Annotated in this window: 19 protein-coding genes and 2 tRNA genes; 9 read left to right on the forward strand and 12 right to left on the reverse strand. The window is 71.7% G+C overall.

Annotated features, from left to right (window positions below; all coding sequences use genetic code 11):
* Positions 1 to 11 precede the first annotated feature (11 nt).
* Together ACIHIX_RS11565 and ACIHIX_RS11570 are read right to left on the reverse strand one after the other, a co-directional pair.
* Positions 12 to 290 (reverse strand): acyl carrier protein, encoded by a 279-nt coding sequence (locus ACIHIX_RS11565; protein ID WP_399953268.1) that lies wholly within the window; start codon positions 288 to 290, stop codon positions 12 to 14.
* Positions 287 to 1759, reverse strand: coding sequence for an AMP-binding protein (locus ACIHIX_RS11570; protein ID WP_399953270.1), 1473 nt, complete (start codon positions 1757 to 1759; stop codon positions 287 to 289). Before ACIHIX_RS11570 ends, ACIHIX_RS11565 begins: the two co-directional genes overlap by 4 nt.
* A 384-nt stretch (positions 1760 to 2143) precedes the next feature.
* Here ACIHIX_RS11570 and ACIHIX_RS11575 point away from each other — a divergent pair, with 384 nt between their 5' ends.
* A complete protein-coding gene (locus ACIHIX_RS11575; protein ID WP_399953272.1) occupies positions 2144 to 3388 on the forward strand; it encodes an IS701 family transposase in 1245 nt (414 codons plus the stop codon).
* An 85-nt stretch (positions 3389 to 3473) separates the two neighbouring features.
* On the opposite strand, the gene ACIHIX_RS11580 is transcribed toward ACIHIX_RS11575, so the two are convergent.
* On the reverse strand, positions 3474 to 5453 hold the full coding sequence (locus ACIHIX_RS11580) for a helix-turn-helix domain-containing protein (RefSeq protein WP_399953274.1): 1980 nt from the start codon (positions 5451 to 5453) through the stop codon (positions 3474 to 3476).
* A gap of 257 nt (positions 5454 to 5710) precedes the next feature.
* Here ACIHIX_RS11580 and ACIHIX_RS11585 point away from each other — a divergent pair, with 257 nt between their 5' ends.
* Positions 5711 to 6442, forward strand: a complete 732-nt coding sequence (locus ACIHIX_RS11585; RefSeq protein WP_399953275.1) for a methyltransferase domain-containing protein — start codon at positions 5711 to 5713, stop codon at positions 6440 to 6442.
* A gap of 51 nt (positions 6443 to 6493) precedes the next feature.
* Entirely contained in the window at positions 6494 to 8644 is a 2151-nt protein-coding gene (locus ACIHIX_RS11590) for a chorismate-binding protein (RefSeq protein WP_399953277.1), read from the forward strand.
* Here the strand turns inward: ACIHIX_RS11590 and ACIHIX_RS11595 are convergent.
* Both ACIHIX_RS11595 and ACIHIX_RS11600 read right to left on the reverse strand, forming a co-directional pair.
* The gene (locus ACIHIX_RS11595; RefSeq protein ID WP_399953279.1) at positions 8576 to 9568 is read right to left on the reverse strand and encodes a transaldolase family protein; all 993 of its coding nucleotides are present in this window, start codon (positions 9566 to 9568) and stop codon (positions 8576 to 8578) included. The two genes, ACIHIX_RS11590 and ACIHIX_RS11595, sit on opposite strands and share 69 nt — an antisense overlap.
* Positions 9569 to 9715: 147 nt before the next feature.
* Positions 9716 to 9791, reverse strand: a tRNA-Ala gene (locus ACIHIX_RS11600).
* Between the two features lie 182 nt (positions 9792 to 9973).
* On the opposite strand from ACIHIX_RS11600, the gene ACIHIX_RS11605 reads away from it, so the two are divergent.
* Together ACIHIX_RS11605 and ACIHIX_RS11610 are read left to right on the forward strand one after the other, a co-directional pair.
* Complete coding sequence (locus ACIHIX_RS11605) at positions 9974 to 10522, forward strand: DNA-binding protein (protein WP_079312260.1); 549 nt, start codon at positions 9974 to 9976, stop codon at positions 10520 to 10522.
* A gap of 199 nt (positions 10523 to 10721) precedes the next feature.
* The gene (locus ACIHIX_RS11610) at positions 10722 to 12302 is read left to right on the forward strand and encodes a protein kinase (RefSeq protein ID WP_399953283.1); all 1581 of its coding nucleotides are present in this window, start codon (positions 10722 to 10724) and stop codon (positions 12300 to 12302) included.
* 28 nt (positions 12303 to 12330) lie between these two features.
* Here the strand turns inward: ACIHIX_RS11610 and ACIHIX_RS11615 are convergent, their stop codons facing one another.
* The gene (locus ACIHIX_RS11615) at positions 12331 to 13647 is read right to left on the reverse strand and encodes a hypothetical protein (RefSeq protein ID WP_399953286.1); all 1317 of its coding nucleotides are present in this window, start codon (positions 13645 to 13647) and stop codon (positions 12331 to 12333) included.
* Positions 13648 to 13877: 230 nt separating this feature from the next.
* Positions 13878 to 14006, reverse strand: a complete 129-nt coding sequence (locus ACIHIX_RS11620) for a DLW-39 family protein (protein ID WP_003999697.1) — start codon at positions 14004 to 14006, stop codon at positions 13878 to 13880.
* Positions 14007 to 14345: 339 nt separating this feature from the next.
* On the opposite strand from ACIHIX_RS11620, the gene ACIHIX_RS11625 reads away from it, so the two are divergent.
* Positions 14346 to 14678 (forward strand): DUF6344 domain-containing protein, encoded by a 333-nt coding sequence (locus ACIHIX_RS11625; protein ID WP_399953289.1) that lies wholly within the window; start codon positions 14346 to 14348, stop codon positions 14676 to 14678.
* Between the two features lie 108 nt (positions 14679 to 14786).
* Positions 14787 to 15575 (forward strand): glycosyltransferase family 2 protein, encoded by a 789-nt coding sequence (locus ACIHIX_RS11630; RefSeq protein ID WP_399953292.1) that lies wholly within the window; start codon positions 14787 to 14789, stop codon positions 15573 to 15575.
* Here the strand turns inward: ACIHIX_RS11630 and ACIHIX_RS11635 are convergent.
* Complete coding sequence (locus ACIHIX_RS11635) at positions 15559 to 15756, reverse strand: ferredoxin (protein WP_399953295.1); 198 nt, start codon at positions 15754 to 15756, stop codon at positions 15559 to 15561. The two genes, ACIHIX_RS11630 and ACIHIX_RS11635, sit on opposite strands and share 17 nt — an antisense overlap.
* A 21-nt stretch (positions 15757 to 15777) precedes the next feature.
* On the reverse strand, positions 15778 to 16236 hold the full coding sequence (locus ACIHIX_RS11640; RefSeq protein ID WP_399953790.1) for a hypothetical protein: 459 nt from the start codon (positions 16234 to 16236) through the stop codon (positions 15778 to 15780).
* A 261-nt stretch (positions 16237 to 16497) separates the two neighbouring features.
* Between ACIHIX_RS11640 and ACIHIX_RS11645 the strand changes: the two genes are divergently transcribed.
* Both ACIHIX_RS11645 and ACIHIX_RS11650 read left to right on the forward strand, forming a co-directional pair.
* Positions 16498 to 17079 (forward strand): hypothetical protein, encoded by a 582-nt coding sequence (locus ACIHIX_RS11645; protein WP_399953297.1) that lies wholly within the window; start codon positions 16498 to 16500, stop codon positions 17077 to 17079.
* Between the two features lie 311 nt (positions 17080 to 17390).
* Complete coding sequence (locus tag ACIHIX_RS11650) at positions 17391 to 21368, forward strand: hypothetical protein (RefSeq protein WP_399953300.1); 3978 nt, start codon at positions 17391 to 17393, stop codon at positions 21366 to 21368.
* A 126-nt stretch (positions 21369 to 21494) separates the two neighbouring features.
* Here ACIHIX_RS11650 and ACIHIX_RS11655 read toward each other — a convergent pair.
* The 3 genes from ACIHIX_RS11655 to gyrA form a co-directional block, all read right to left on the reverse strand.
* A tRNA-Ile gene (locus ACIHIX_RS11655) sits at positions 21495 to 21568 on the reverse strand.
* A gap of 88 nt (positions 21569 to 21656) precedes the next feature.
* A complete protein-coding gene (locus ACIHIX_RS11660; RefSeq protein WP_399953303.1) occupies positions 21657 to 22463 on the reverse strand; it encodes a DUF3566 domain-containing protein in 807 nt (268 codons plus the stop codon).
* Positions 22464 to 22480: 17 nt separating this feature from the next.
* The gene (gene gyrA / locus ACIHIX_RS11665; protein ID WP_399953306.1) at positions 22481 to 25075 is read right to left on the reverse strand and encodes a DNA gyrase subunit A; all 2595 of its coding nucleotides are present in this window, start codon (positions 25073 to 25075) and stop codon (positions 22481 to 22483) included.
* Positions 25076 to 25117: the final 42 nt, after the last annotated feature.

The following is a 25117-nucleotide window of genomic DNA, read 5'->3' on the forward strand; positions in this document are numbered from 1 at the left end:
GGGTGTGCGGGTCAGGCCGCTGCGGGTGCGGCGTGACGGACGATCAGGTCGGTGATCGCGGCGATGCTCCGGAAGTGCTCCGGCTTGATCTCCAGGTCGTCCACCGGGACCTGATAGGCGGTCACGATGTGGGACACCAGCCGGACCAGGCCGAGGCTGTCGATGACCCCGGCGGCGATGAGGTCGAAGTCGTCGGTGAGGTCGGAGGCGTCCTCACCGGCCAGGTACTCGGCGGCGATGTGGGCGCGCAGTTCCTCGGCTATGGCGTGGGGGGTCCGGGCGGTCGTCATGCGGTCGCGGTCTCCTTCATACGGTCGTCTCTGATCCGGTTGCGGTCCGGCTTGCCCGTGCTGGTGCGGGGCAGCGGCTGGTCGGTGATGTGGACGGAGGAGGGGATGGCGTGCCGGGGCAGCCGGGCGCCCACGTGGCTGCGCAGGCCGAGGCCGGTCAGCGCGGCGGCGGGGTGCCGGGTCACCCGGGCGTGCAGGCGGGCCCCCGCCTGGTCGTCGGGCAGGGCGACGACGACCGCCTCGCTCACGTCGGGGTGGGTGGTGATGACGGCCTCCACCTCCTGGAGGTTGGTGCGGATACCGCGCACCTTGACCTGCCAGTCGGCGCGTCCTTCGAGGTGGACGAGGCCGTCCGGGGCGCGGGTGACGAGGTCGCCGGTGCGGTAGTAGGTGTGGCCGTCGAGCTCGGTGAACGCCCGCTCGTTCAGGGCGGTTCGGAGGTAGCCGTCGGTCTGGAAGGGCGTGGCGACGACGAGTTCGCCGGTGCCGGGGCCGTCCAGCGGGGTTCCGTCGGGCGCGAGCACGAGCGCGCGTACGCCCGGCAGGGGGCGGCCGATCGGCATCCGTTCCGGCCGGCCCGGGGTGCGGGGGACCTCGTACAGGAACGAGTCGTTGGTCTCGGTGCAGCCGAACACGTTGTGGAACCGCGCCTCGGGACAGGCCGCGAACACCGACGGCAGCAGGTCGGCCGGCATCGCCTCGCCGGTGAACACGGCCTGGCGGACGGTGGGTTGGGAGGGGCCCTGCGCGAGGAGCCGGTGCAGCATCGGTACGCCCTGGACGAAGGTGACGTGCCGTCCGCTCACCAGGTCGGCGAGGCGCCCGGCGTCGGCGGCCTGCTCCTTGCCGACGAGGACGACCTCGGCGCCGAGCCGCAGGAAGGTCCATACGTCCAGCAGGGCCAGGTCGAAGTTGAGGGGGGCGTAGGAGAGGGCGACGTCGTCGGCGGTGAGGTCGAAGGCGTGGGTCGCCCAGTCGGCGAAGGCGGTGAAGCCGTCGACGGGGACGGGCACGATCTTCGGGGTTCCGGTGGAGCCGGAGGTGGTGAGCAGCAGCCGGGTGCGGGCCGGGTCGGGGATCGCGAACCCGGCCGCCTCGGACTCGTCGCGCGGCAACGGTTCGGCGGACAGCGTGCCCTGCTCGTCCACGCCGAGCAGGTGGGCGGCGCGGGCCTGCCGGCTCAGCCGGGCCAGCGCCTCGGCGCCGAGGTCGGGTGAGGGGACGAGGGCGACCAGGCCCCGGCGGAACACCGCCAGCAGCAGGGCGACGGTCTCCGGTGACTTGTGCGCCGGGACGCAGACGGTGGTGCCGGGCGCGAGCTCCAGCCGGTCCAGCTGGTCGGCGAACGTCGAGGTCAGGGCGTCGAGTTGGCGGTAGGTGACGCTTCGGTGGCAGCAGGACAGGGCCACGCGGTCGGCGCGTTTCTCACGGTGGGCGCCGACGGCGTCGGCGAGGTGGGGTGACGGCATGAACGGCCCCCGGACGATAGGGAAGGGAGCCCGGCGCGATCCGGTCGCCCGCTGTCGAGGCGGCCCGGTGCCGAGCGCTGATCATGACCATCACTGTGTGGAGCGGGCCGGGGGTGTCACAAGCACGGCCCGCGATCCTCATCAGGTCTGCGGGAATCCGTCAGGTTGCCCTTGGGTGAGGGGCCAGTCGGTCCGGCGGATGGTGGCCGGACCACCTCTCGACGTCCGTGCCGATCCCTTACGTCCGCCGTTCGAAGGCCCGTGGTGGTGGTCCGGTCACCATCCGCCGGGCCGACGGGGTTCCCCCGGCACCTCCTCCGGGCGCCGGGCCGCTCGGCAGGGTGGGAGGCGTCAGAGGTCAGCGCGTGAGAGGCAGGCGTCACCGTGAGCAGAGCCGTCTTCAGCGAAGCCGTCTTCAGCGAGACAGTCTCCAGTGGGTCCGGCGTCAGCCGGACCGGCCTCGACGGGCCCGGGGCGGACCTCGGCTGGGCCGACTTCCACCAGCCGGTGGACGTCGTCGCGGAGCTGTCCGCCGAACTGTTCCCGCGGGTGCTGCGGCGCAAGGACCAGCGCTGGTGGGCCGAGCAGTACGTGCGCGGGCTGCTCGCCGCGGACGGCCGCAAGTCGGTGCGCCGGATCGCCGCCGCGGTCGGCGGCGGGGCGGCCGAGCAGAGCCTGCACCACCTCATCGCCGCCTCCACCTGGGACTGGTCGCCGATGCGGGCGGAGCTGGCCCGCCGTCTCCAGGACACCGTCGCCCCGTCGGCGTGGGTGGTGCAGCCGATGGCCATTCCCAAGGTCGGCGAGCACTCGGTGGGCGTCGGGCGGCAGTTCGTGCCCCGCGCCGGCCGGCCGGACAGCGGACAACAGGCGTTCGGCCTGTGGTTCGCGTCGGAGCGCACCAGCGCGCCGGTCAACTGGCGGCTGCATCTGCCCGGCGGCTGGATCCGCGACGCGGAACGGCGCCGGCGGGCGGAGATCCCCGAGGGCGCGGGCGAGGAGAGCCTGGAGGAGTGCGCGGCCTCGGTCCTGAGGTCCACGCTCAAGTGGGGGCTGCCGCGCCGGCCCGTGGTCCTCGGCGCGGCGGGCCCGGACCTCGGCGCGACGATGCGGCGCTACCGGGAGGCCGGCGTCCCGCTGCTGGTGCGGGTCCCCGGCGGCACCGCGCTGGCCGTGGCCGGGCCGTCGCTGCCCGGCTTCGGCGCCGGGCAGCTCGCGGCGCAGCGGATCGCCGACTCGGTACGGGCCCTGCGCCGCCCCGTCCGGTGGGCCGATCCGCTGGGCGGCCCTGCGACCGTACGGAGTTCGCTGGTCGTGGGTGTCCCGGTGACGTTGCCGGACGGCGGGCGACCGGGGCTGCTGCTGGGTGAGTGGGCGGACCCGCGCCGGCCGCCGACGGAGTTCTGGCTGACCGACCTGGACCGTCTGCCGGTCCCGGCGCTGCTGCGGCTCGCCAAGCTGGCCCGCCGTGTGGCCCGGGACTGCGCCACGACCGGCGAGCAGGTCGGGCTGCGGGACTTCGTCGGCCGCTCCTTCAGGGGCTGGCACCGCCACACCACCCTGGCCTCCGTCGCCTACGCCGCCCGCGCCCTGGACACCTCCGGCGTCATCACGGCACGCAGCGCGTGAAAGCGGTCGTACGCCCCACGGCCAGCAGCGCGTGTGTGCGGTCGCACGCCCCACGGCCCGCAGCGCGTGCGTGCGGTCGCACGCCCTACGGCCCGCCCCCGCCCAGCAGATGCCGCGTGCGATGCAGCCGCAGTGCCAGCTGCACCTCCAGCGCCTGTGCGGGCTCCTGCCAGTGAGGGCCGAGCAGATCGGTGATCCGCTCCAGGCGCCGGGAGACCGTGTTCGGGTGGACGTGCAGCAGCTCCGCGGCGCGCGTGGGGCTGCTGCCGGAGGTGAAGTACGACTCCAGGGTCCGCAGCAGCTCGGTCGACTGCTGCTGGTCGTACTCGAGTACGGGCCCGATCGCCGACCCGACGAACCGTTCGACGTCCTGCTTCTCCGACAACAGCAGCCCCAGGAAACCGAGTTCCCTGGGCGAGGCCGTGCCACCCGTGCCGTCCAGGACGGTGAGGGCGTCCAGGCACCGGCGGGCCTCCTGGTGGACGCGCCTGACGTCGTCCGGCGCGATGGTCGGCCCGGCCGCGCCCCCGGTCACCGGATGCCCCAGCACGACGGAGAGTTCCCGCTGTACGGCCTTGGCGGCACCGGAGGGGTCGTCGCCGGGCAGCAGTAAGACGATGTGGCCGCCGTCCACGTACTTGAGCCCCGAGAGCCGGTGCGCGCACGCCGAGGCCCAGGCGTTGGCCCGGCTCTGCGAACCGCCCTCCGGCCGGACCACCACGACCACGTGCGGCTCGGCGAGGTCGACCCCGAGGCGGCGGCCCCGGGACGCCAGCTGGGCGGGCGGCAGTTGGGAGACATGGAGCAGGTCGTGCAGCAGCTCGTCCCTGACCTGGCCCTCGGCCACCGCCGAACTGCGCTGCATCAGCAGCTGCACCGCGACGGCCTGCGCGACCAGGCCCAGCAACTGCTCCTGCGCCTCGGACGCAGGCCGCGTGCCGTGCAGCAGCAGGGTGCCGAGGCTCTCCGTGCCGCCGGTGACCGGGCAGGCGGCGAGCATGCCGCCGGTGCCGTCGTCGCAGCGAACGGGGCCGTCGGCGGCCTGCGCGTCCAGGCACAGACGGTCGACCGGGGAGCCGTCCACGCGGGCGTCCCTGCCGTTGTCTATGCGGGTAGATTCGAGGCCCGACAAAAAATCCGGGAAGGCCTCTGTACACGCGAGGTCCTTGCCGACCGTGCCGCGCACGAGCAGCGCGCCGCCGAGTTCGGCGGACGCCCGCTCCAGCAGGGCGGGCAGTTCGCTGCCGCCGAGGGCCAGGTCGATCAGGCTCCGGTGGATGCTGTGCAGCCGGCGCACGGTCGCGGAGGAGTCCTTGGCCTGCGAGACGTCGCCCGTCAGCTCGGCGACCTCGGTCCGGGTCCGCTCCAGCAGCCGGGTCCGCTCGATGGCGACGGCCGCGAGGTCGGCCAGCGAGGCCATCAGCGAGATCTCGTTGGGCAGGAAGTGCCGGATGTTGCGGTCGGCGACGTACAGCACGCCGAGCGTGGAGTGCTCGTGGCGCAGCGGGACGGCCATGATGGCCCGCAGCCCCTCGGAGCGGACCACGTGGTCGATGGTCTCGTTGTGGACGAAGCTCTCGTCGTGCAGGTAGTCCGGGGTCCAGAACGGGGCGGACCGTTTCTGTGCGTGCGCTCCGACCCCGCCGGCCAGCGGCACCTCGAACCCGACGGTGATCGCGGAGGCATGACCGTCCGCGGCCCGGACCCGGGAGACCCCGTCGGCGCCGTGCAGGCTCACCCAGGACATGTCCAGGCCCATCAGCAGCCGGGCCCGTCGGGTGATCACGGCCAGCAGGGTGTCGAGGCTGTACGGATGGGTCAGGTCGCGCGCGGTGTCGACGAGCGCGGACAGTCCGGCCTCGCGCTGCTGACGCCGCGCGAAGAGCTGTCTGACCTCCAGTGAACGGTCCTTGGCCGCGGTCAGCCTGGCCAGTTGGTCCGCGGCGACGCCGGCCGCGGCCGCCTGCCGCAGCAGTTCCTCGAAGCGCTCGGCGGGCGCCTCCCCGGCCAGCAGGTCGAGCATGGCCAGCACATACGCGTCCAGCACGCCCCCACCGGTCTGCAAGCCGCGGCCCTCCCCCAGAGCATGGACCAGATCGTTCCGGAAAACCTAGTTCAGGTTTTTACCGAGGGTCAACCAGTTCTTGACCGGGTCGCATCAAAAGCGCAGGTCATCGGCAGCGACGGTGACGTGATCACCTAACCGACCGGCTCGCACTGTTGCCGGACCACCTTCCGCCCCCTCCACCCCGGCCGTCACGCTCGGCAGCACAGGCAACGCACAGTGCGACGCCGCCGACCGACCGGAACGGGTGGGAACTCATGCCGTACACACCGCGGGTGCAGGACTACGAACGCTCCCTGGAACGCAGCCGACAGTCCCTCAACCGGGCCGACCGGCCCGACGTGTTCACCCTCGCCGGCCGGCAATGGGACCTGCTGGACGAGGTGTTCGCCCCGGTGTACTCGCCGTCGACGGGCATCGCCCTGGACTTCCTGGGACTCACCGAGCCCGTCTCCGAGGAGGTGCGTCGAGGCTCGTTCCTGGAGATCGGCTGCGGTACGGGCGTCATCGCGGTGGCCGCGGCACTGGCCGGCCACGGTCCGGTCGTCGCCTCGGACATCAACGCCCGCGCGGTGGAGAACACGGCCGTCAACGCCCGCCGCCACGGCACGGCCGACCGTCTCCGGGCCGTGCACGGCGACCTGTTCGCCGGCCTCGGCGCCGACGAACGCTTCGACACCGTCTTCTGGAGCTCGAACTACGTCCTCGGGCCCGACCACTACGAGTACCGCTCCGCTCACGAACGCGCCTACGTCGACGCCGGCTACCGCACCCACCGCCGCTACCTGCACGAGGCCCCGCTGCGCACGACACCCGGCGGCCGGGCCCTGCTGCACTTCAGCAGCCGGGGCGACCACCCCCGCCTGACCCGCATCGCCGAGGAGACCGGCCGCGAACTGCGGGTGCTGGAGAGCTGCCGGGTCCGGGAGGGGGAGTACGGCAACGAGATCGTCGAACACCTGCTCCTGGAGATCGTGCCGGTCGGCTGACCGGAACCAACCGGAACCCACGGATCCGACCTGCGGAGAGACCGGATTTCCATGCGCACCCTGCTCGTCGACAACCACGACTCGTTCACCTACAACCTCGTCCACCAGCTCGCGCGCGTCACCGGCGCCGAGCCGACGGTCGTCCGCAACGACGACCCGGACTGGCACCCGGCGATGCTGGCGGACTTCGACGCCGTCGTCATCTCGCCCGGCCCCGGAACCCCGCGGCGCGCCGCCGACCTCGGCATCTGCCGGGAGATCATCGAGCGGACCGAACTGCCGCTGCTCGGCGTCTGTCTGGGCCACCAGGGCATCGGGCTGCTGAACGGGGCAAGTGTCGACCGCGCCCCCGAGCCCCGCCACGGCCGCACCTCGCCGGTGCTGCACGAGGGCGAGGGACTGTTCGCCGGCCTGCCCTCACCGTTCGAGGCGGTGCGCTACCACTCCCTCGCCGTGACCCGGCTCCCCGACCTTCTGGAGGTCACCGCGTGGACGCCGGACGGCGTGGTCATGGGCCTGCGCCACCGGGAACGGCCGCTGTGGGGCGTCCAGTTCCACCCCGAGTCGATCAGTTCGCAGTACGGCGACGAGCTGCTGGCCAACTTCCACCGGCTGGCGCGGACGGGCGAGGGCCGCGGCCACGGGACGGTGACGCTCCGCACTCCGCGACCTGATCGTCGTACGCCCACCCGCTCCCTGCGCGTACTCACCGCCCAGGTCCCCACCCCCTGCGACGACGAGACGCTCCACGACCGCCTCTTCCGCGCCGCCGACCACGCGTTCTGGCTGGACAGCAGCCGCCGCGACGGCCAGGGCCGCTTCTCCGTCATGGGCGACGCGTCGGGCCCGCTGGCCCGGGTGGCCCACGCCGACGTCGCCACCAACACGGTGACCGTGCGGTCGGCGACGGCCGAGGAAACCGTGGAAGGCCCGTTCCTGGAGTGGCTCGACCGGGACATGGCCTCCCTCGACGTCGAAGTTCCGCCGCTCCCCTGCGACTTCGCACTCGGCTGGACCGGCTACCTCGGCTACGGCCTCAAGGCCGAGTGCGGCGCCCCGCCCGGCCCTCGCGCGGAGGAACCCGACGCCGTGATGGTCTTCGCGGACCGGGCCCTGGTCCTCGACCACGAGACGGGTACGACCCACCTCCTGGCCCTCGCCGAGAACGACGCCACCGAATCCGCCCGCACCTGGCTCGACGCCACCGCCCGCCGCCTCACCGCCCTCACCGGCGCCCGCCCGGACCCGGCCCCCGAACCCCCGCCGCCCTTCGAGGAGTTGCGGCTGCGCCACGACCGCGCCGCCTATCTCCGGCTCATCGACACGTGCCAGGAGGAGATCGCCGCGGGGGAGAGCTACGAAATCTGCCTCACCAACATGGCCGAAGCCCAACTGACCAAAGAACAACCGGACGAAGCCCGACTGGACGAAACCCGACTGGACGAAGGGCCCGGCGCCTTCGACACCTGGCAGGCCTACCGCTTCCTGCGGCGCACCAGCCCGGCCCCCTTCGGCGCCCTGCTGCGCTTCGGCGAACTGTCGGTGCTCTCCACCTCCCCCGAACGGTTCCTGCGGGTCTCCGCCGACGGGATCGTCGAGTCCAAGCCCATCAAGGGCACCCGCCCGCGCGGCGCCACCCCCGAGGAGGACGCCGCCCTCGTCGCCGACCTGCGCACCCATGAGAAGGACCGCGCCGAGAACCTGATGATCGTCGACCTGGTCCGCAACGACCTGGGCCGCTGTGCCGAGACCGGCAGCGTACGGGCCGACCCGGTGTTCGCCGTCGAGAGCTACGCCACCGTCCACCAGCTCGTCAGCACCGTGACCGCCCGGCTGCGCCCCGACAGCAGCCCCGTGCGCTGTCTGCGCGCGGCCTTCCCGCCCGGGTCGATGACCGGCGCCCCCAAGCCGCGCACCATGGAGATCATCGACCGCCTGGAGAACGGCCCGCGCGGCGTCTACTCCGGCGCCATCGGCTATCTGTCCCTGTCCGGCGCCGCGGACCTCAGCGTCGTCATCCGCACCGCCGTCGTGACCCCGGGACGGCTGCGGTACGGCGTCGGCGGCGCGATCGTGGCCCTGTCCGACCCCGCGGAGGAATTCGAGGAGACGGTCGTCAAGGCGGCGCCCCTGCTAGCGCTGGCCGGCACCGGCTTCGCCGACCTCCGGCTCGGGCACGCGCTGCCGGGAGCCACCCGCTGACACCGCGGGCCCGGCTCCCCAAGGGGACCGGGCCCGCAGCAGTTCCTCTCCTACGACGTCGAGGTCGACGTCCCGCTCGGCGAGACAGCGCAGCTCGCGCAGGGACTGCTCATGACACCCCAGCAGCGTGTCTCCCTCCAGCGCCCGCCCACGCGCCGCCGCCTCCACCGTCTGCGCCGTCATCACATGCCCGGTGTTCCAGCTGACCAGGGACGGCACCTGCGCGGCCCGTGTCCCCGACCACAGCAGCATCGGCGGACGGGCACCGCGGGCCCGCAACCCCTGCCAGCGCGCGCCGCCCAGGGCCATCTCCCGCGCGCGGAACAGCAGCCGGGCGGTGGCCAGGGCGGCCGTGCCGCGCAGCCCGCTCGCCGAGGCGCCGGGCAACCGGTCGAGGCGCGCGTCCACCTCGTCCTCCAACGCCCCCAGCTCGCAGGAGGCGGCCGTGCCCAGGCCCGCCAGGTCGACACCGCGTTCCCGGGCGCGCTCCAGCCCCGTCCACTGGGCGTCGAGGACGGCACGGTACTGCCGTACCGAGAAGACCAGAGTGGACTCGACGCCGATCCCCTCGGCGAGACATGCGGCGACGGTGTCGATCCCGGCCGGTGTCGCCGGGACGCTCACCAGCAGATTCGGCCGGTCCACCCCGCTGCGCAGCACCCGGGCCGCCGCCACCCACGCCTCCGGGTCGTCGGCCCCGTCGAAAGCGGCCGCGGCGACCGATACGAAGCCGTCCCGGGCCCGCACCGCCTCACAGGCCGCCCGGACCGCTCCCAATGGCGTCCCGGACGCCATCCGAACACCGCGGAACCCGCACCGCACGGCGTCGAGCACCTCCGGCCGCTCCCCCGGACACGCCTCCCACCACGGCGCGACCCCTTCGGCGACGAGCTCCTCGATGAGCTCCCTAGCTTCAGCCGTCATCACCCCTCAACGCTAGGGGGATTGGCTGGAACACGTCACCGGTGTCATCCAGACGTTGTCAGGTCTCCGCGCACTCTGTCAGGTGCGTGCACGACAACGGACAGAAGAACCCCCTGACCGCGTTCCCGCAGGTCAGGGGGTTCATTGTGGTGGAGCCTAGGGGAGTCGAACCCCTGACATCTGCCATGCAAAGACAGCGCTCTACCAACTGAGCTAAGGCCCCGGAAAAGAAGCGACCGTCCGGAGGAGTCACACCACCGGCCGCGCCGCAGACCAGAGTACCGGGTCGCCCGGGGTATCTCGCAAAAAGATTGGGGGTCCCGATGGATGACCACTCTCCGTAAGATGCTCGGCGTGGTTCGCTACAGCGAACCACGGTATTTGGGGAAGCGATGGGGAGACGCAATGGACGCCGCACAGCAGGAAGCCACCGCAAGAGCGCGGGAACTGCAGCGGAACTGGTACGGGGAGCCGCTGGGGGCGCTCTTCCGTAAGCTCATAGACGATCTTGGCCTCAACCAGGCGCGTCTCGCGGGGGTACTGGGACTGTCGGCACCGATGCTGTCGCAGCTCATGAGCGGACAGCGGGCGAAGATCGGCAACCCGGCCGTGGTGCAGCGGGTGCAGCTGCTCCAGGATCTGGCGCGGCAGGTCGCGGACGGCAGCGTCAGCGCCGCCGAGGCGACCGAGCGGATGGACGAGATCAAGAAGTCGCAAGGGGGCTCGGTGCTCAGCAACGCCACGACGACCACGAGCAGTTCGGGAGCGCCGACGGTCAAGCGGGTCGTCCGCGAGATCCAGTCGCTGCTCCGCTCGGTCGCGGCCGCCGGCGACATCATCGACGCCGCCGACACCCTCGCCCCGACCCACCCGGAACTGGCAGAGTTCCTCCGGGTCTACGGGGCGGGACGCACCTCGGACGCCGTCACGCACTACCAGTCCCACCAGAGCTGACGCGGTGAGGCGCGAGGGGGTCGCGCCTCACTACAGAGGGACCGGAGAACGACATGCGGGGGCATGTCTCCTTCCACCGGGCCCGGGCATGAGGAGTGTCACTCATCTCTGAGGGATCGGAGGGATACGACGGGAGTCGTATCCCTCGCGGTGGGGGAAGCAAGGGGGGAGACCGAAGGGGGAGGAGCAACGCACAGCCATGGGTGAGGTCTTCGCCGGCCGGTACGAACTCGTCGACCCGATCGGACGCGGTGGCGTCGGCGCCGTCTGGCGCGCCTGGGACCACCGGCGTCGGCGCTATGTCGCCGCCAAGGTGCTCCAGCAGAGCGACGCGCACTCCCTGCTGCGGTTCGTCCGTGAGCAGGCGTTGCGGATCGACCACCCCCATGTGCTCGCGCCCGCGAGCTGGGCCGCCGACGACGACAAGGTCCTGTTCACGATGGACCTGGTCGGCGGCGGTTCGCTGGTCCACCTGGTCGGGGACTACGGCCCGCTGCCCCCGTCCTTCGTCTGCACGCTCCTCGACCAACTGCTGTCCGGGCTGGCCGCAGTGCACGCGGAGGACGTCGTCCACCGGGACGTCAAGCCCGCCAACCTGCTGTTGGAAGCCACCGGCACGGGCCGCCCCCGGCTGCGGCTGTCCGACTTCGGCATCGCGATGCGGCTGGGCGAACCGCGCCTGACGGAGACCAACCTCGTGGTCGGGACGCCGGGATACATCTCGCCCGAGCAGATGATGGGCTCCGAACCGGACTTCCCCGCCGACCTGTTCGCCGTAGGACTGGTAGCGCTGTATCTCCTGGAGGGCGCGCGGCCCGACACCAAGGCGCTCGTGCAGTACTTCGCCGCGCACGGCACACCGAGTGCTCCCAAAGGAATCCCCGAACCTCTGTGGCAGGTCGTGGCGACCCTGCTCCAGCCCGATCCGCAGGCGCGGTTCCGGACGGCCACCGGGGCGCGCAAGGCGCTCGCCTCGGCCGTGGAGCTGCTGCCCGAGCCCGGCCCCGACGACGAATTGATCGAGATCTTCGACCAACTGGGCCCGCTGCCAGCGGGGTTCGGCCCCGAGGGCCCGCTCAAACGGGCGCCCGGGGTGGAGACGGGGCAGGACAGAAGGGGGTCGGGGGCTGCCGCGGACACGCCAGGTGCCCAGGGCGGCGCGCAGGGCACACCCGCGGACTCCTCCTGGCAGAACGGCGCCTCCGCCTCCGCCTCCGACTCCGTCTGGCCCGGCACGGGTTCGGTGACGAACGGTCCGGGTCACGGCGCCGCTCGCACTCCTGATCTCACCCCACCACGCCCTCAGCACCCTCCCGCCATGGACCCGTCGGCATCCACCGGGGCGCGGCGCCCCTCGATGTCGGACACCGGCAGCTTCCACCTGCCGCCTCCCCAGACACCGGCACAGCCACAGAGCCAGGGGCCCGGACAGGAACCGGAACAGAGTCAGGGACAGCACGGCCCACCGCAGCAGCCCGCGCATCCGGCCCCGATCGCCCCCCATGACCCCACGCACGTCCTGTCCTCCCCCCGTACCCACCCGGCACCCCCTCTGGCACCACCCGTGACGCCGACGCCGACGCGTCAGCGTGCTGATGCCTCTACTGCTTCGTACACCGCTCAGGTCCCGCAGGTTCCGCCTCCGGCTCAGAAAACTTCCCGTCGCCGCGGCTCCCGGGCACGACGCCGCCCCGGCCCCCCGGCCAAGGTGGCGTTCCCCCTCCTGCTCCTCGCGCTGATCTGCTACGCCGTCGGCTTCTGGGCACTGACGCGCATCTGAGCCCTGGAGGGCGAACGGCCTCGTCCTCCTACCCGGCGCTCCCGGCCCGCCGCCGAGCCACCGCCGTCCACACCCCGAGCACCGCCAGCAGCAAAGTCCCGCCCCCGAGCCCGGCCGCGGCGACCACGGTCATCACGGCGTCGTTCCCCGCGGCCCCGTCACCGCCCTCACCACCCCCGGCAGCTCCCCGCCCCCGTCCCGCACCCGCCTCGAAGGGCCCCGGAGGCACGAACCTCCCGTCATACCCGGGCCCCGCCTCGGCCGTGCCGTCCACCCGCACGCGCAGCGTCACCGCATACGGCCCGGAGCCGTACTCCTCGCCCATCCCCTCGGCGAGATGGAGGGCCAGGTAGTACGTGCCGGCGAACCGCGTGCCGCTCACCGAGTCGAGGGAGGCATAGCGGTTGGCGTAGTCGACGGGTGGCAGAGAGCCGAGGGAGGCCGATTTCTGGCTGCCGCTGTAGCCGAGGTTCACGTCGTCGACGGGACCACGTGCGGGGTTGTACAGCGCCAGGTTCAGGGCGCCGCCCACGTAACCGCCGCGACGCGTGCTGCCCAGTTCGGCGGTGGCACCGATCCGTTGCCCCCAGCCGACCGGTACGGCGTAGAAGAGGGTCTGCCCAGGGGAGATGTCGACGCTCCACACCCCCTGTTCCACCGCCGCGGCGGCACCGAAGCCCGAACCTCCGGAGCGGGGAACGGCGGGCCCTGCAAGAGGATCGAGGGAACCGGAATCAGAACTCCCCGAATTCCCCGAGCTTCCCGAACTCCCCGAGCCTCCCGGGCTCTCCGGCGCCGTGGTCCCGACCGCCTTCTCCAGGCGCGGCTCCAGGAACGGCGCAAGCTCCAGGTCCCAGTCGTCCGGCGTCGAGCCCGTCCCGGCGATGCGGTGGACGACCACGTAGTAGGGGCCCTCGCCCTGACACGACGTGCCTCGTGCCGCGGTCTCGCGCGACCCCCACGCCACCACCGGTCGCGGGCTGCGGCCCGGCCCGACGTAGGCACTCTCGACGGAGCAGCTACGGCTGTGGCCGTCCCGCACGGTCACCCTGATCCCGTCGGTCGCGGTCACCGTCGTACCCGCGCGCGGGACGGCGGTGACGGAGACGTACGCGTTCGAGGTCGCGTCGAGGTCGAGGCGGTAGGAGACGTCGCCGTCCGCCGGTAGGGAGCTCTTGTAGGTCCTACCGGGGACCAGGAGCTCGGCGTCGGCGGTACTCGACGCGCCGGTGACCGGTTGGTCGTCGGAGGAGAAGCCATAGCCACCTGACGTTCCGTCCGCCAGCGCGGGCTGCCCCGTCAGGGTGACGACCGCCACGACCACCCCGACGAGTGCCGGGCGCACAACGGTCCACGGCCGAGAACGCCACCGCACCGTACGCCGCCCCACCGCCACCCGCCACCCCACCTCGTCGCCGGACCGTGGCCCATCCTGCCCAGCCGCGACGAGGCTCATCCCCGTATCCCGCACGCCGTGTCCTGAAGGCAACGCAAAACCCCGACCGCAACGGCGGCCGGGGTCTGTTCAGAACCGGAAGTCTCAGACCGAACGTCTCAGAACCGGATGTCAGATACTCACGAACCCGTGGGCACGGAGTCAGTCGCCTCCGTCCACAGATCCTGCTCGGCGCGATCCGCCTGGATCTGGCGGTACACGAGGAGCCCGCCGATGGCGGCCAGTGCGACCAGGAGAAGCTTCTTCACCGTGCGACCTCGTCTTTCTTTGACGTAGGGGACCTCTGGCGCCCGACTATACACACCGACCGATACCGATCGGTGACCTGCGTCAGCCCCTCAACTTCCGCCCTCCACAGCGCAGTAGAAGCGGATGACACCGCTCCGATCGGAGGGTGATCACACCTCCACACACGGTGACTTTTGACCTCCCTCCTCCTCTCTTCTCCGGTTTTCTGGCACCTTGCGCCCATCCGGGTGGTGTTCATCTGAACATCGACGCGCCATGGGCGTCGGTCCGTGCTTTCGCGGCCCTCATACACATCATGAGGAAAGTACGCAAATCGCCCAACCCGAAAGTAGAGGGCCATGGACCGCAACAAGGCCATGAAGCTGTGGACCGCCATCGTCACCGCCTTCCTGGCGCTGTGCACGACGCTCGGACTCGTCACCACGACCGCCGCCGCGGCCGTACCCCAGACCGACACGACCCGCAGCAGCAGCGAGCGGCAGAGCACGGTCGAGGAGCCGGCGCCGTGGGCCTGGTCCCTGGCCCATGCCAGGTCCCTGCCTCCCACGATGAAGCAGCGCATCCGCGCCGAGGCCCACGGCAAGACGCCGAGCTGCCGCCACCGCGAACCGTCGGACACGGAGTCGACCGACGAGGCGACCGCCTGCGAAGAGTCGGCCCCCACCCCCTGACATAGCAGGTAGCAGGTAGCAGCTGGCAAGTGGCAAGTGGCAAGTGGCAAGTGGCAGAACGTACGACCGCCCCGAGGACCAGGAATCTCCGGTCGTTAGGGTGAAGCCGTGAACCGGCGCATCGTCATCGTCACCGCTGTGCACACCCCCTCTGCCCCCTTCCTGCCCGAGGCATACCGCTCGCTGTGCGAGCAGGAGTTGCCCGACGGCTGGGAATGGCACTGGGTGATCCAGGAGGACGGCAGAACAGACGCCGTCGCCCCCTACATACCCCGAGACAACCGTGTCACCTTCCGGCAGGGACGCCCCGGCGGCCCTGGTGTCACCCGTACGATCGCGCTCGCGCACGCCGAGGGCGAGTACGTGAAGGTCCTGGACGCCGACGACCTGCTGCCACCGGGCGCACTCGCCCGTGACCTGGCCGCACTCGAGGCCGACCCCGCCATCGGGTGGGCGACCTCACGTGTCCTCGACCTCTTCCCGGACGGCTCGACGACCGGCTTCCCCGGCGATCCGGCCCACGGCCCGATCCCGCACGGAGCGATCCTCGACCACTGGAAGGCCAACGACTTCCGCGCCCCGGTCCACCCCGCCACCCTCTGCGTACGCCGCGAGCTGTTGCTGTCGCTCGGCGGCTGGATGGCACTGCCCGCCTCCGAGGACACGGGCCTGCTGCTCGCGCTCAACTCCGTGAGCCGCGGCTGGTTCTCCCGGGAGACCGGCCTCCTGTACCGCAAGTGGGACGGCCAGATGACGGGTCAGCCCCCGCACGTGGACCCGGTCGAGCGCGAAGCCCGTATGGCCGTCATAGAGGAACGAGCGCGCGCACTCGCCGCCTTCCGATGGCGTGCGACCGCGAAAGCCCCGAGCGCCGACGAGGTCATCCACTCACGCTGATCGCCTGCGAGGGGCATCCTTCGGCCGCCGCACGCACGCGTGCCTCGTCGCCGGCCTCCGCGGCCTCCTCCCGCCCCGGTATGACGGCCCCGTACCCGCCCACCACGGTGAAGACGGACGGCAGACGGTACACACAGTCGCCGGAGCCGTAGCACCGCTCGGGGTCGACCGAGATCCTCATGCACTCTCCCTCCCAGGAGGGTCAGTGCCCTCCCTCAGGACCGGCGAACCATCGGGCCACCGTGCGCAGGGTCGTCTCGTCGAGCCGGTCGACCAGGGTCTGTACGGCGTCCAGGTCGTCCGGCGTGAGGTCGTACCGTCCCGCTTTGCTCAGCCCCGCCATCAGGACCTGATGCCGACGGTCCTGCATGCGCTCGGCGAGCCTGTCCGGCGCCCTGCCCACGGCAGCGGCAGGTTCCTCAGAAGTCTCCGAAGCGTCGGGCACATCGGGTGAAGCGGGCGAGGCGGACGCAACGGAAGCCTCGGCAGCGGCGGCGGACTGCCAGCCGCCGCCCTTCCCAGGCCCCCAGACCTCGACCGTCACCTCTTCCCCCCGCGCCCGCATCGTCTGGCTCATCTCGCCCACGGCGTACAGCACGGGGGCGCGGTAAGGCGACTCGGCGGCCATCCACCAGCCGCCCGTGGAGGGCCGGTGGAACATCGCCACCCAACGCGGTTCCCCCGCCGGCTGCGGACTGAGCGGACGTGTCCCCACTGCACTCACCCCTTCCTCAACCCCTGCTCGACCCCTGCTCGACCCTTGTTCGCCCCCGGGGGAGCGGTACGGGACGGGACCATAACTGACGCTCCGTCAGATATCCAGACCCGCCGCCCCTGACGCCCCTGCCCCCACGCTTCTGTTCTCTTCACGGCCCCCATGGCACACTGCCCGCGCCCGGCACCCGCCGACGAGGAGGGGCACATGCCAGAACTCCGCGACGAGCCGCAGGCCTCCACGGCACCCCTGACGGAGACCCTCAGAAGAAGCCACGCCGACCGCGCCCGCAGCGCCTACGCCCGTGCCGAGGCCGCCTGCCGGCACGCGGGCATCGGCCCGGACGCCGTCGAGCTCGTACCGAAGAGCCCGGCGGGCCGCGCCGCCCACTCCCTGCGCCTGTCCGCCCAGTCACTGAGCGCCCTCGCCGCCTCCACCACCGCCCCCGACCCGGCCGCGGACGCCCGCTGCGCCCGCAACGTCGCCGCCGCGGCGGCCCTGGCGGCACAAGCGGCACAGACCCACGACGACGAGAACGACAACGGCTCGGAAGCGGCCTCCCACGCGGCCACCGGCGCAGCCTCCAAAGCCGCCTCCAAACCCGCCTCCAAAGCCGCCTTCAACGCGGCCTTCCATACGGCGGTGAAGGCGTCCCAAGCCGCAGCCGCGGCCGCGGGCGGCAGCGCGGCGGGACGTGACCCCGTCCTGAACGCGGCGGCGGAACAGGCCGAGAAGGACGCCGTGGAGGCGGCGCGAGCGGCGGGCTGGATTCAGCCCCGTCCGAGTTAGCCGCGAACCCCATCGTCCGGCACCGGTCCCTCCCCTCGTGGGGACCGGTGCCGAACTGTGGGGCGGAGCGTCGGCCCACGCCAGGGCGGCGTGCGCCGGGCATGGGCCGGAACATGGCAGTCCGGATGCGGCCGGTGATTACTCCGGCGGAAGCTCAGGCAACGCACAGTCAACCGCGTTGTCGTGGCCTGATCCTGCCCCTTGGTGCCGTCGCCGGGGAGGTTCCGGACCTGAGGGATCGACTTTTCCGCAGGTCAGCCCTATAGAGTGAGTTTTCCGGTCCGGATGTCCAGCAGCGAGGGAAGTAAGGGGTGGGGGCCTTGAGTTCCGACTCAGGGGCACGCACGGCCTTCGCGGAACGCCTCGCGCTGCTGTACCGGGAGGCCGGCAACCCACCGCTCAAGAGCGTGTCCGAGGCGGTCGTACGCCTCCAGCGGGTCGACGAGCGGGGGCGTCCCGTACGCGTCTCCGCGCAGCGGATCAGCGACTGGCGCCGGGCCAGGAACGTCCCCGCACAGTTCACCGCCCTCGCGGCCGTCCTGCACATCCTCATACCCCAGGCGCGCCGCGCCCAGCCCACCCCCGCCTCCACCGGTCTCTACGACCTCACCCACTGGCAGCGCCTGTGGGAGCAGGCGCTCACCGGCTCCGGCGACGAGGAGCGCCCGCCGGCCGAGACTCCGCCCCCGCCCACGGCCGGTGTCTGCCCCTACCGGGGCCTCGCCTCGTACCGCCGTGAGGACGCCCGCTGGTTCTTCGGCCGGGAACGCAGCACCGACGCCCTCCTCACCCAGCTCCTCGCAGCCGAGCGGACCGGGGGGCTGGTCATGCTCGTGGGCGCCTCGGGAGCCGGGAAGTCCTCCCTGCTCAACGCCGGTCTGGTGCCGGCGCTGACCGAGGCGGGCCGAGAGGTGGTCCAACTCGTGCCGGGCTCCGACCCGCTCGCGGAGCTGACCCGTCGTGTCCCCGCGCTCACGGCCGTACCGGACCCCGCGGAACCCGGCTTCGCCCGGGCCGTACGGGACTCCGTGCGCGCGTGGGCCGACGGCGACGGCGGGTCCGGCGACACCCGGCCGGTCCTGATCGTCGACCAGTTCGAAGAGACGTTCACCCTCTGCGCCGACGAGACGGACCGCCGCACGTTCGTCCAGCTGCTGCACGCCGCGTCCGCACCCGGCGACGGCCCGGACCATCCGGCTCGTCCGGAAGATCCCGACGATCCGGCTCCGGTACTGGTCGTCCTCGGGATCCGCGCCGACTTCTACGAGCAGTGCCTCGCCTATCCCGAACTGGCCGACGCTCTCCAGCACCGGCACATGGTGCTCGGGCCGCTGACCAGCACGGAGCTGCGCGAGGCGGTCACCGCCCCGGCGAAGGCCGTGGGGCTTGAGCTGGAGTCGGGGCTCGCGGAGCTGATCGTGCGGGAGGTGAGCGCCGACGGGCCGCGCGGGGCGCATGACGCGGGGGTGCTGCCGCTGCTCTCCCACGCGCTGCTGGCGACCTGGCAGCGCCGCAAGTCGGGTCGGCTGACGCTGGCCGGGTATCGCGCCGCGGGCGGTATCCAGGGCGCGGTGGCGGCGACGGCGGAGCGCGCCTGGTCGGGCCTGGACCCGGCGGCCCGTACCGCCGCGCGGCTGCTTCTGCTACGGCTGGTCCGGCTCAGCGAGGACACCCAGGCCACCCGTCGGCGTGGCACGCGGCGCCAGTTGGCGGCGGAGTCGACGGATCCGGACAAGACCGAGGAGTCTCTGGAAGCGCTGGTCCGGGCCCGGCTGGTGACGCTGGACGCGGAGACCGTGGAGATCACCCACGAGGCGCTCCTGCACGCCTGGCCGCGGCTGCGCGACTGGATCGACGAGGACCGCAACGGCAATCTGCTGCGCCAGCGCCTGGAGGAGGACGGCAGGTCCTGGGAGGGCTCCGAGCGGGACTCCGCGCTCCTCTACCGCGGCTCACGCCTCGAACAGGCCCACACCTGGGCGAAGTCGGCCGGCGACACCTTCCTGACCCGCAGCGCGGTGGAGTTCCTGGCGGCCTCGGTACGGCTGCGCCGGCGCACGGTGTGGATCAGCCGGGCGGCGATCTCGGCGCTGCTGGCGCTGACCCTGGTGGCCGTGTGCGCGGCGGTGATCGCGTGGAAGCAGCGGGACGACGCCGTCTTCGAGCAGGTGGTCGCCGAGGCGGACCGCTTCGAGGACACCGACCCCTCGCTCTCCGCCCAGCTCGCCCTGGTGGCGCACCGGCTGCGCGGCGGCGACGAGGGCGCCCGCAGCCGCCTGCTGTCCACGGCGAACGCCCCGCTGGCCACCCCCCTGCTCGGCCACACCGGCGCCGTCTACCTCACCTCGTTCAGCCCGGACGGCCGCACCCTGGCCACCGCCAGCTACGACCGCACCGTCCGCCTGTGGGACGTCTCCGACCCGGCCCGCCCCAAGCCGCTCGGCCGGCCCCTGACCGGACACACGAGCTGGGTCAGCAGCGCGGTCTTCAGCCCGGACGGCCACACCCTGGCCAGCGCCTCGGACGACGGAACGATCCGTCTGTGGGACGTACGGCGGCCGAGCCACCCGCGTTCCCTGGGCACGCCCCTGACCGGCCACGACGGCACGATCTACCTGGTGACCTTCAGTCCCGACGGCCGCACGCTGGCGTCCGCCGGCGACGATCACACCGTCCGCCTGTGGGACATGACGGACCCGGCCCGTCCCACACCGCTCGGCAAGCCGCTGACCGGCTCCACCGCGGCCGTGCGTTCCGTGGCGTTCAGCCCCGACGGGCGAACCCTGGCGGCCGGGGGCGACGACGACACGATCCGGCTGTGGAACGTGACCGACCGGCGCCGTCCCGAGGCCCTCGCCGACCCGCTGACCGGGCACAACGGCCTCATCCACTCCGTGGCGTTCAGCCCGGACGGCCGCACCCTCGCCAGCGGCAGCACGGACGACACCGTACGACTGTGGGACGTGGCCGACCCGCGTCGCCCCGGTCCGCTGGGCACTCCGCTGACCGGGCACACCGGCCCCGTCTGGTCGGTGGCGTTCAGCCCCGACGGCAAGCGCCTCGCCGCCGCCAGCGCGGACAGCACGGCGAGCCTGTGGAACGTCGCCAACCCCGCCTCCCCCTCCCAGATAGGGGAGGCGCTGTCCGGCGCGAGCGGGGAGATGTACGCCCTCGGCTTCAGCCCCGACGGCCGCACCCTCGCCACCGGCAACGGCGACAACAAGGTCCGTCTGTGGTCGATCCCCACCTCGGACATGACCGGCAGGCTCGGCGCGTTCCGCCCCGACGGCCGCGTCCTCGCCACCGCGGCCCGCGACGAGAACATCCGCCTGTGGAACGTCGCCGACCCCGACCGGCCCGCGCTGCTGTCCCGGCCCTTCCGGCCGGGGGAGGGCGACGTCCGGGCGCTGGCCTTCGCCCCCGGCGGCCGCACCCTGGCGGTCCTGACGGGCAGTCACGCGGTGCAGCTGTGGAACGTCTCCGACCCCGGCCGCCCGGTCCCCTACGGCAGCCCGGTGCTCCTCCAGACCCGTTTCCCGGGCCCGGAGGCACTGGCCTTCAGCCCGGACGGCCGTCTCCTGGCGACCGCCCACGACGACCGCACGATCCAGCTGTGGGACGTCGCCGACCCCGCCCACCTCACCCGCCTCGGCGCCCCGCTCACCGGGCACAAGGGGTACGTCAACTCCCTTCTCTTCAGCCCCGACGGCCGTACGCTGGCCAGCGGCAGCGCCGACGACACCGTCCGCCTGTGGAACGTCACCGACCCGGGGCGCCCCACCCCGCTCGGCAAACCGCTCACCGGCCACTCCGGCCCCATCGACGCCCTCGCCTACAGCCCCGACGGCCGTACGCTGGCCAGCGCCGGCGACGACGACACGGTCCGCCTGTGGAACATCACCGACCCCGGCGACGCGGCCCCGCTCGGCGAACCGCTCACCGGTCACACCGAGGCGATCGTGTCCCTGACCTTCAGCCCGGACGGCGACACCCTGGCGAGCGGCGGCAACGACAACACGATCCGCGCCTGGGACGTCACCGACCCCGCCCTCACCACCCCCATCGGCCAGGCGATGAGCCCCAACGGCCGGACCGGCAGCTTCCTCGCCTTCAGCCCGCGCGGTGACATGCTCGGCGTCTCCAGCGGCGTCGACACCGTCCGCCTGTGGAACCTCGACACCGACTCGGCGGTCCATCACATCTGCGCGGCCACCCACGGCGTCCTGACCCCCGGCAAATGGCACGAGTACCTGCCTCGTCTGCCGTATGAGCCCCCATGCGACGCCTGACGTTGTTAGCCTTGGCCATAGCCCGGTCGCTGGTGCATCCCCCGTCGCCAGCGACCGGGTTCTTTCGTACCCGGATTCAGGCACACGAAAGAACCCCAGTCGTATCGACTGGGGTTCTTCGATCTGTGGGGCTAACAGGATTTGAACCTGTGGCCTCATCCTTATCAGGGATGCGCTCTAACCAACTGAGCTATAGCCCCGCCGCGCTCTGCGGTGTGTGTCCCGCGCGCTGACTCCTGAAGATTAGCGCACGACCGGGGCAGTCCCAAAATCGATAGTCGGGGCCGGTCACTCGTCCTCGGCGAGCGTCAGCTCGACGCCGCCGACGAAGCCCGCGGAGAGGTTGTAGATGAAGGCGCCGAGCGTCGCGAGGGCCGTCGCGAGGACGACGTCGATGACCGCGATGATCGACGTGAACAGCAGGACGTTCGGCAGCGACAGGAACGACTGCAGGTCGAAGCCGTTGGACTCGTTCGAGCCGGTCGCCTCGGAGATCGTGCCGCCGACGGTCGAGAAGACGCCCATCGCGTCCATGACCATCCACAGCACGGCGGCCGCGACGATCGTGCAGATGCCGAGCGCGATGGAGAGCAGGAAGCTGACCTTCATCACCGACCACGGGTCGGCCTTCGCCACCCGCAGCCGCGCCTTGCGGGTGCGCGGCGTGGTGCGCGCCCCGGTGCGCGGCCGGCGTACGGCGCCGGTGGCGGCGGCCTGCGCCGGGTAGGCCTGCGGCGGGTGATAGGGCCCCGCGGCCTGCTCCGGCCGGCGTTCACCCGGCAGCGGCGACGGCGCCTGCTGCTGGGCCGACGGCTGGGGCTGACCGCCCGGAGCGGCCGCGCCCCCGCCGGCCGCGTACTGCTGGGTCTGCGGACCGCGGTCCGTCACAGTTCCCCCCTGGGATCCATGCGAGTCGAGCGAGGGAGAGTCCTTCGCGGGCGACTTGATCGCTTTGAGCTGGGTCGTGTGCGAATCTGTCGCCCGCCCGTCCGTGGTGCGCGCGTCGGTCGTACGCGCGGCGGAGCCACGACCGCCGTCGTCCGTGTCCGTACCGGAAGGGGTACTGGACGGGCCGGCGCCCGTGGCTCCGCTCACGTGACTCACTCCTCGTGCTACTCGGCCGAGGGCGCCTCGCCCTCGTCCGTGCCGGTGGTCGCGGCACCCTCGGCGGTCTCGTCGACGGCGTCCTCGCCGTCGACCTCCTCCGCCTCGCGTCCCGCCTCGGCGTTACGTGCGATACCGACGACGGCATCGCGCTTGCCCAGGTTGATCAGTTGGACGCCCATGGTGTCACGGCCCGTCTCCCTGACCTCGTTGACTCGCGTACGAATCACACCGCCGCCCAGTGTGATGGCGAGGATCTCGTCGGTCTCCTCGACCACCAGCGCGCCGACGAGGGAACCCCGGTCCTCCACGATCTTGGCGGCCTTGATGCCGAGGCCGCCGCGACCCTGGACGCGGTACTCGTCGACGGCGGTCCGCTTCGCGTACCCACCGTCTGTGGCAGTGAACACGAACGTACCGGGTCGAACAACATTCATCGAGAGCAGCTCGTCTCCCTCACGGAAACTCATGCCCTTGACACCCGAGGTGGCGCGGCCCATGGGACGGAGTGCTTCGTCCGTGGCCGTGAACCTGATCGACTGCGCCTTCTTGCTGATCAGAAGCAGATCGTCCTCGGCCGAAACGAGCTCGGCGCCGATCAGTTCGTCGTCCGAACCGTCGTCCGTTTCCCTGAGGTTGATCGCGATGACACCTCCGGAACGCGGCGAATCGTAATCCTTCAGAGCCGTCTTCTTCACCAGACCACCCTTGGTGGCCAGGATCAGATACGGCGCAACCTCGTAGTTGCGGATGGCGAGGATCTCGGCGATCGCCTCGTCCGGCTGGAAGGCCAGCAAATTCGCGACGTGCTGTCCACGCGCGTCACGGCCGGCGTCCGGCAGCTCGTACGCCTTCGCCCGGTAGACGCGGCCCTTGTTGGTGAAGAACAGCAGCCAGTGGTGGGTCGTGGACACGAAGAAGTGGTCGACGATGTCGTCTTCCTTGAGCTTCGTGCCGCGCACGCCCTTGCCGCCGCGCTTCTGGGCGCGGTAGTCGACGGTCTTGGTGCGCTTGACGTAACCGCCGCGCGAGACCGTGACGACGATGTCCTCTTCCGCGATCAGGTCCTCGATGGACATGTCGCCGTCGTAGGGCACCAGCATGGTCTTGCGGTCGTCGCCGAACTTCTCGACGATCGCGGCGAGTTCCGCGCTGACGATGCCGCGCTGGCGGACCGGCGAGGCCAGGATCTCGTTGTACTCGGCGATCTTCGCCTGGAGTTCGTCGTGCTCCTGGATGATCTTCTGGCGCTCCAGGGCGGCCAGTCGGCGCAGCTGCATCTCCAGGATGGCGTTGGCCTGGATCTCGTCGATCTCCAGGAGCTGCATCAGGCCCGTGCGCGCGATGTCGACCGTGTCGCTCGCCCGGATCAGCGCGATGACCTCGTCGATCGCGTCCAGGGCCTTGAGCAGACCGCGCAGGATGTGCGCCCGCTCCTCGGCCTTGCGCAGCCGGAACTTCGTCCGGCGGACGATGACCTCGATCTGGTGCGTCACCCAGTGGCGGATGAACGCGTCCAGCGAGAGGGTGCGCGGCACACCGTCGACCAGGGCCAGCATGTTGGCGCTGAAGTTCGACTGAAGGTCCGTGTGCTTGTACAGGTTGTTCAGTACGACCTTCGCGACCCCGTCCCGCTTCAGGACGATGACCAGACGCTGGCCGGTACGCGAGCTGGACTCGTCGCGGACGTCCGCGATACCGCCGACCTTGCCGTCCTTCACCAGGTCGGCGATCTTCTGCGCGAGGTTGTCGGGGTTGGTCTGGTACGGCAGCTGCGTGACCACCAGGCACTGGCGGTTCTGGATCTCCTCGACCTCGACGACCGCCCGCATGGTGATCGAGCCACGGCCCGTGCGGTACGCCTCCTCGATGCCCTTGCGGCCGACGACGAGCGCGCCGGTCGGGAAGTCCGGGCCCTTGATGCGCTCGATGAGGGCGTCCAGGAGCTCCTCGTGCGAGGCCTCCGGGTTCTCCAGGTACCACTGGGCACCGGCCGCGACCTCGCGCAGGTTGTGCGGCGGGATGTTGGTCGCCATACCGACCGCGATACCGGCCGAGCCGTTGATCAGCAGGTTCGGGAAGCGGGCCGGCAGGACGGTCGGCTCCTGGGAGCGGCCGTCGTAGTTGTCCGTGAAGTCGACGGTCTCCTCGTCGATGTCACGGACCATCTCCATCGACAGCGGCGCCATCTTGCACTCGGTGTAGCGCATGGCCGCCGCCGGGTCGTTGCCCGGAGAGCCGAAGTTGCCGTTGGAGTCCACGAGCGGCATCCGCATCGACCACGGCTGGGCGAGGCGGACCAGGGCGTCGTAGATGGAGGAGTCGCCGTGGGGGTGGTAGTTGCCCATGACGTCGCCGACCACGCGCGCGCACTTGTAGAAGCCGCGCTCGGGCCGGTAGCCGCCGTCGTACATCGCGTACAGGACGCGCCGGTGGACGGGCTTGAGACCGTCCCGGACGTCCGGCAGCGCGCGGGCCACGATGACGGACATCGCGTAGTCGAGGTACGAGCGCTGCATCTCGGTCTCGAGCCCGACGGGCTCGATCCGCATGACGACGTCGCCGCCCTCTTCAGGGGTGACAGGAGTGTTCTCGTCGGCCATTGCTGGTGAAGATCCTTCCTGGTGCGGTCAGCTGAGACCGAC

The organism is Streptomyces sp. NPDC051913 (assembly GCF_044593635.1).
In the GTDB taxonomy this organism is placed as follows: Bacteria; Actinomycetota; Actinomycetes; order Streptomycetales; family Streptomycetaceae; genus Streptomyces.

Bases quoted from the DNA above. Each gene is read 5' to 3' on its own strand.
- ACIHIX_RS11565 (WP_399953268.1), bottom strand. From the start codon at position 290: ATGACGACCGCCCGGACCCCCCACGCCATAGCCGAGGAACTGCGCGCC.
- ACIHIX_RS11570 (WP_399953270.1), bottom strand. From the start codon at position 1,759: ATGCCGTCACCCCACCTCGCCGACGCCGTCGGCGCCCACCGTGAGAAA.
- ACIHIX_RS11585 (WP_399953275.1), top strand. From the start codon at position 5,711: ATGCCGTACACACCGCGGGTGCAGGACTACGAACGCTCCCTGGAACGC.
- ACIHIX_RS11590 (WP_399953277.1), top strand. From the start codon at position 6,494: ATGCGCACCCTGCTCGTCGACAACCACGACTCGTTCACCTACAACCTC.
- ACIHIX_RS11595 (WP_399953279.1), bottom strand. From the start codon at position 9,568: ATGACGGCTGAAGCTAGGGAGCTCATCGAGGAGCTCGTCGCCGAAGGG.
- ACIHIX_RS11605 (WP_079312260.1), top strand. From the start codon at position 9,974: ATGGACGCCGCACAGCAGGAAGCCACCGCAAGAGCGCGGGAACTGCAG.
- ACIHIX_RS11610 (WP_399953283.1), top strand. From the start codon at position 10,722: ATGGGTGAGGTCTTCGCCGGCCGGTACGAACTCGTCGACCCGATCGGA.
- ACIHIX_RS11625 (WP_399953289.1), top strand. From the start codon at position 14,346: ATGGACCGCAACAAGGCCATGAAGCTGTGGACCGCCATCGTCACCGCC.
- ACIHIX_RS11635 (WP_399953295.1), bottom strand. From the start codon at position 15,756: ATGAGGATCTCGGTCGACCCCGAGCGGTGCTACGGCTCCGGCGACTGT.
- ACIHIX_RS11640 (WP_399953790.1), bottom strand. From the start codon at position 16,236: ATGTTCCACCGGCCCTCCACGGGCGGCTGGTGGATGGCCGCCGAGTCG.
- ACIHIX_RS11645 (WP_399953297.1), top strand. From the start codon at position 16,498: ATGCCAGAACTCCGCGACGAGCCGCAGGCCTCCACGGCACCCCTGACG.
- gyrA (WP_399953306.1), bottom strand. From the start codon at position 25,075: ATGGCCGACGAGAACACTCCTGTCACCCCTGAAGAGGGCGGCGACGTC.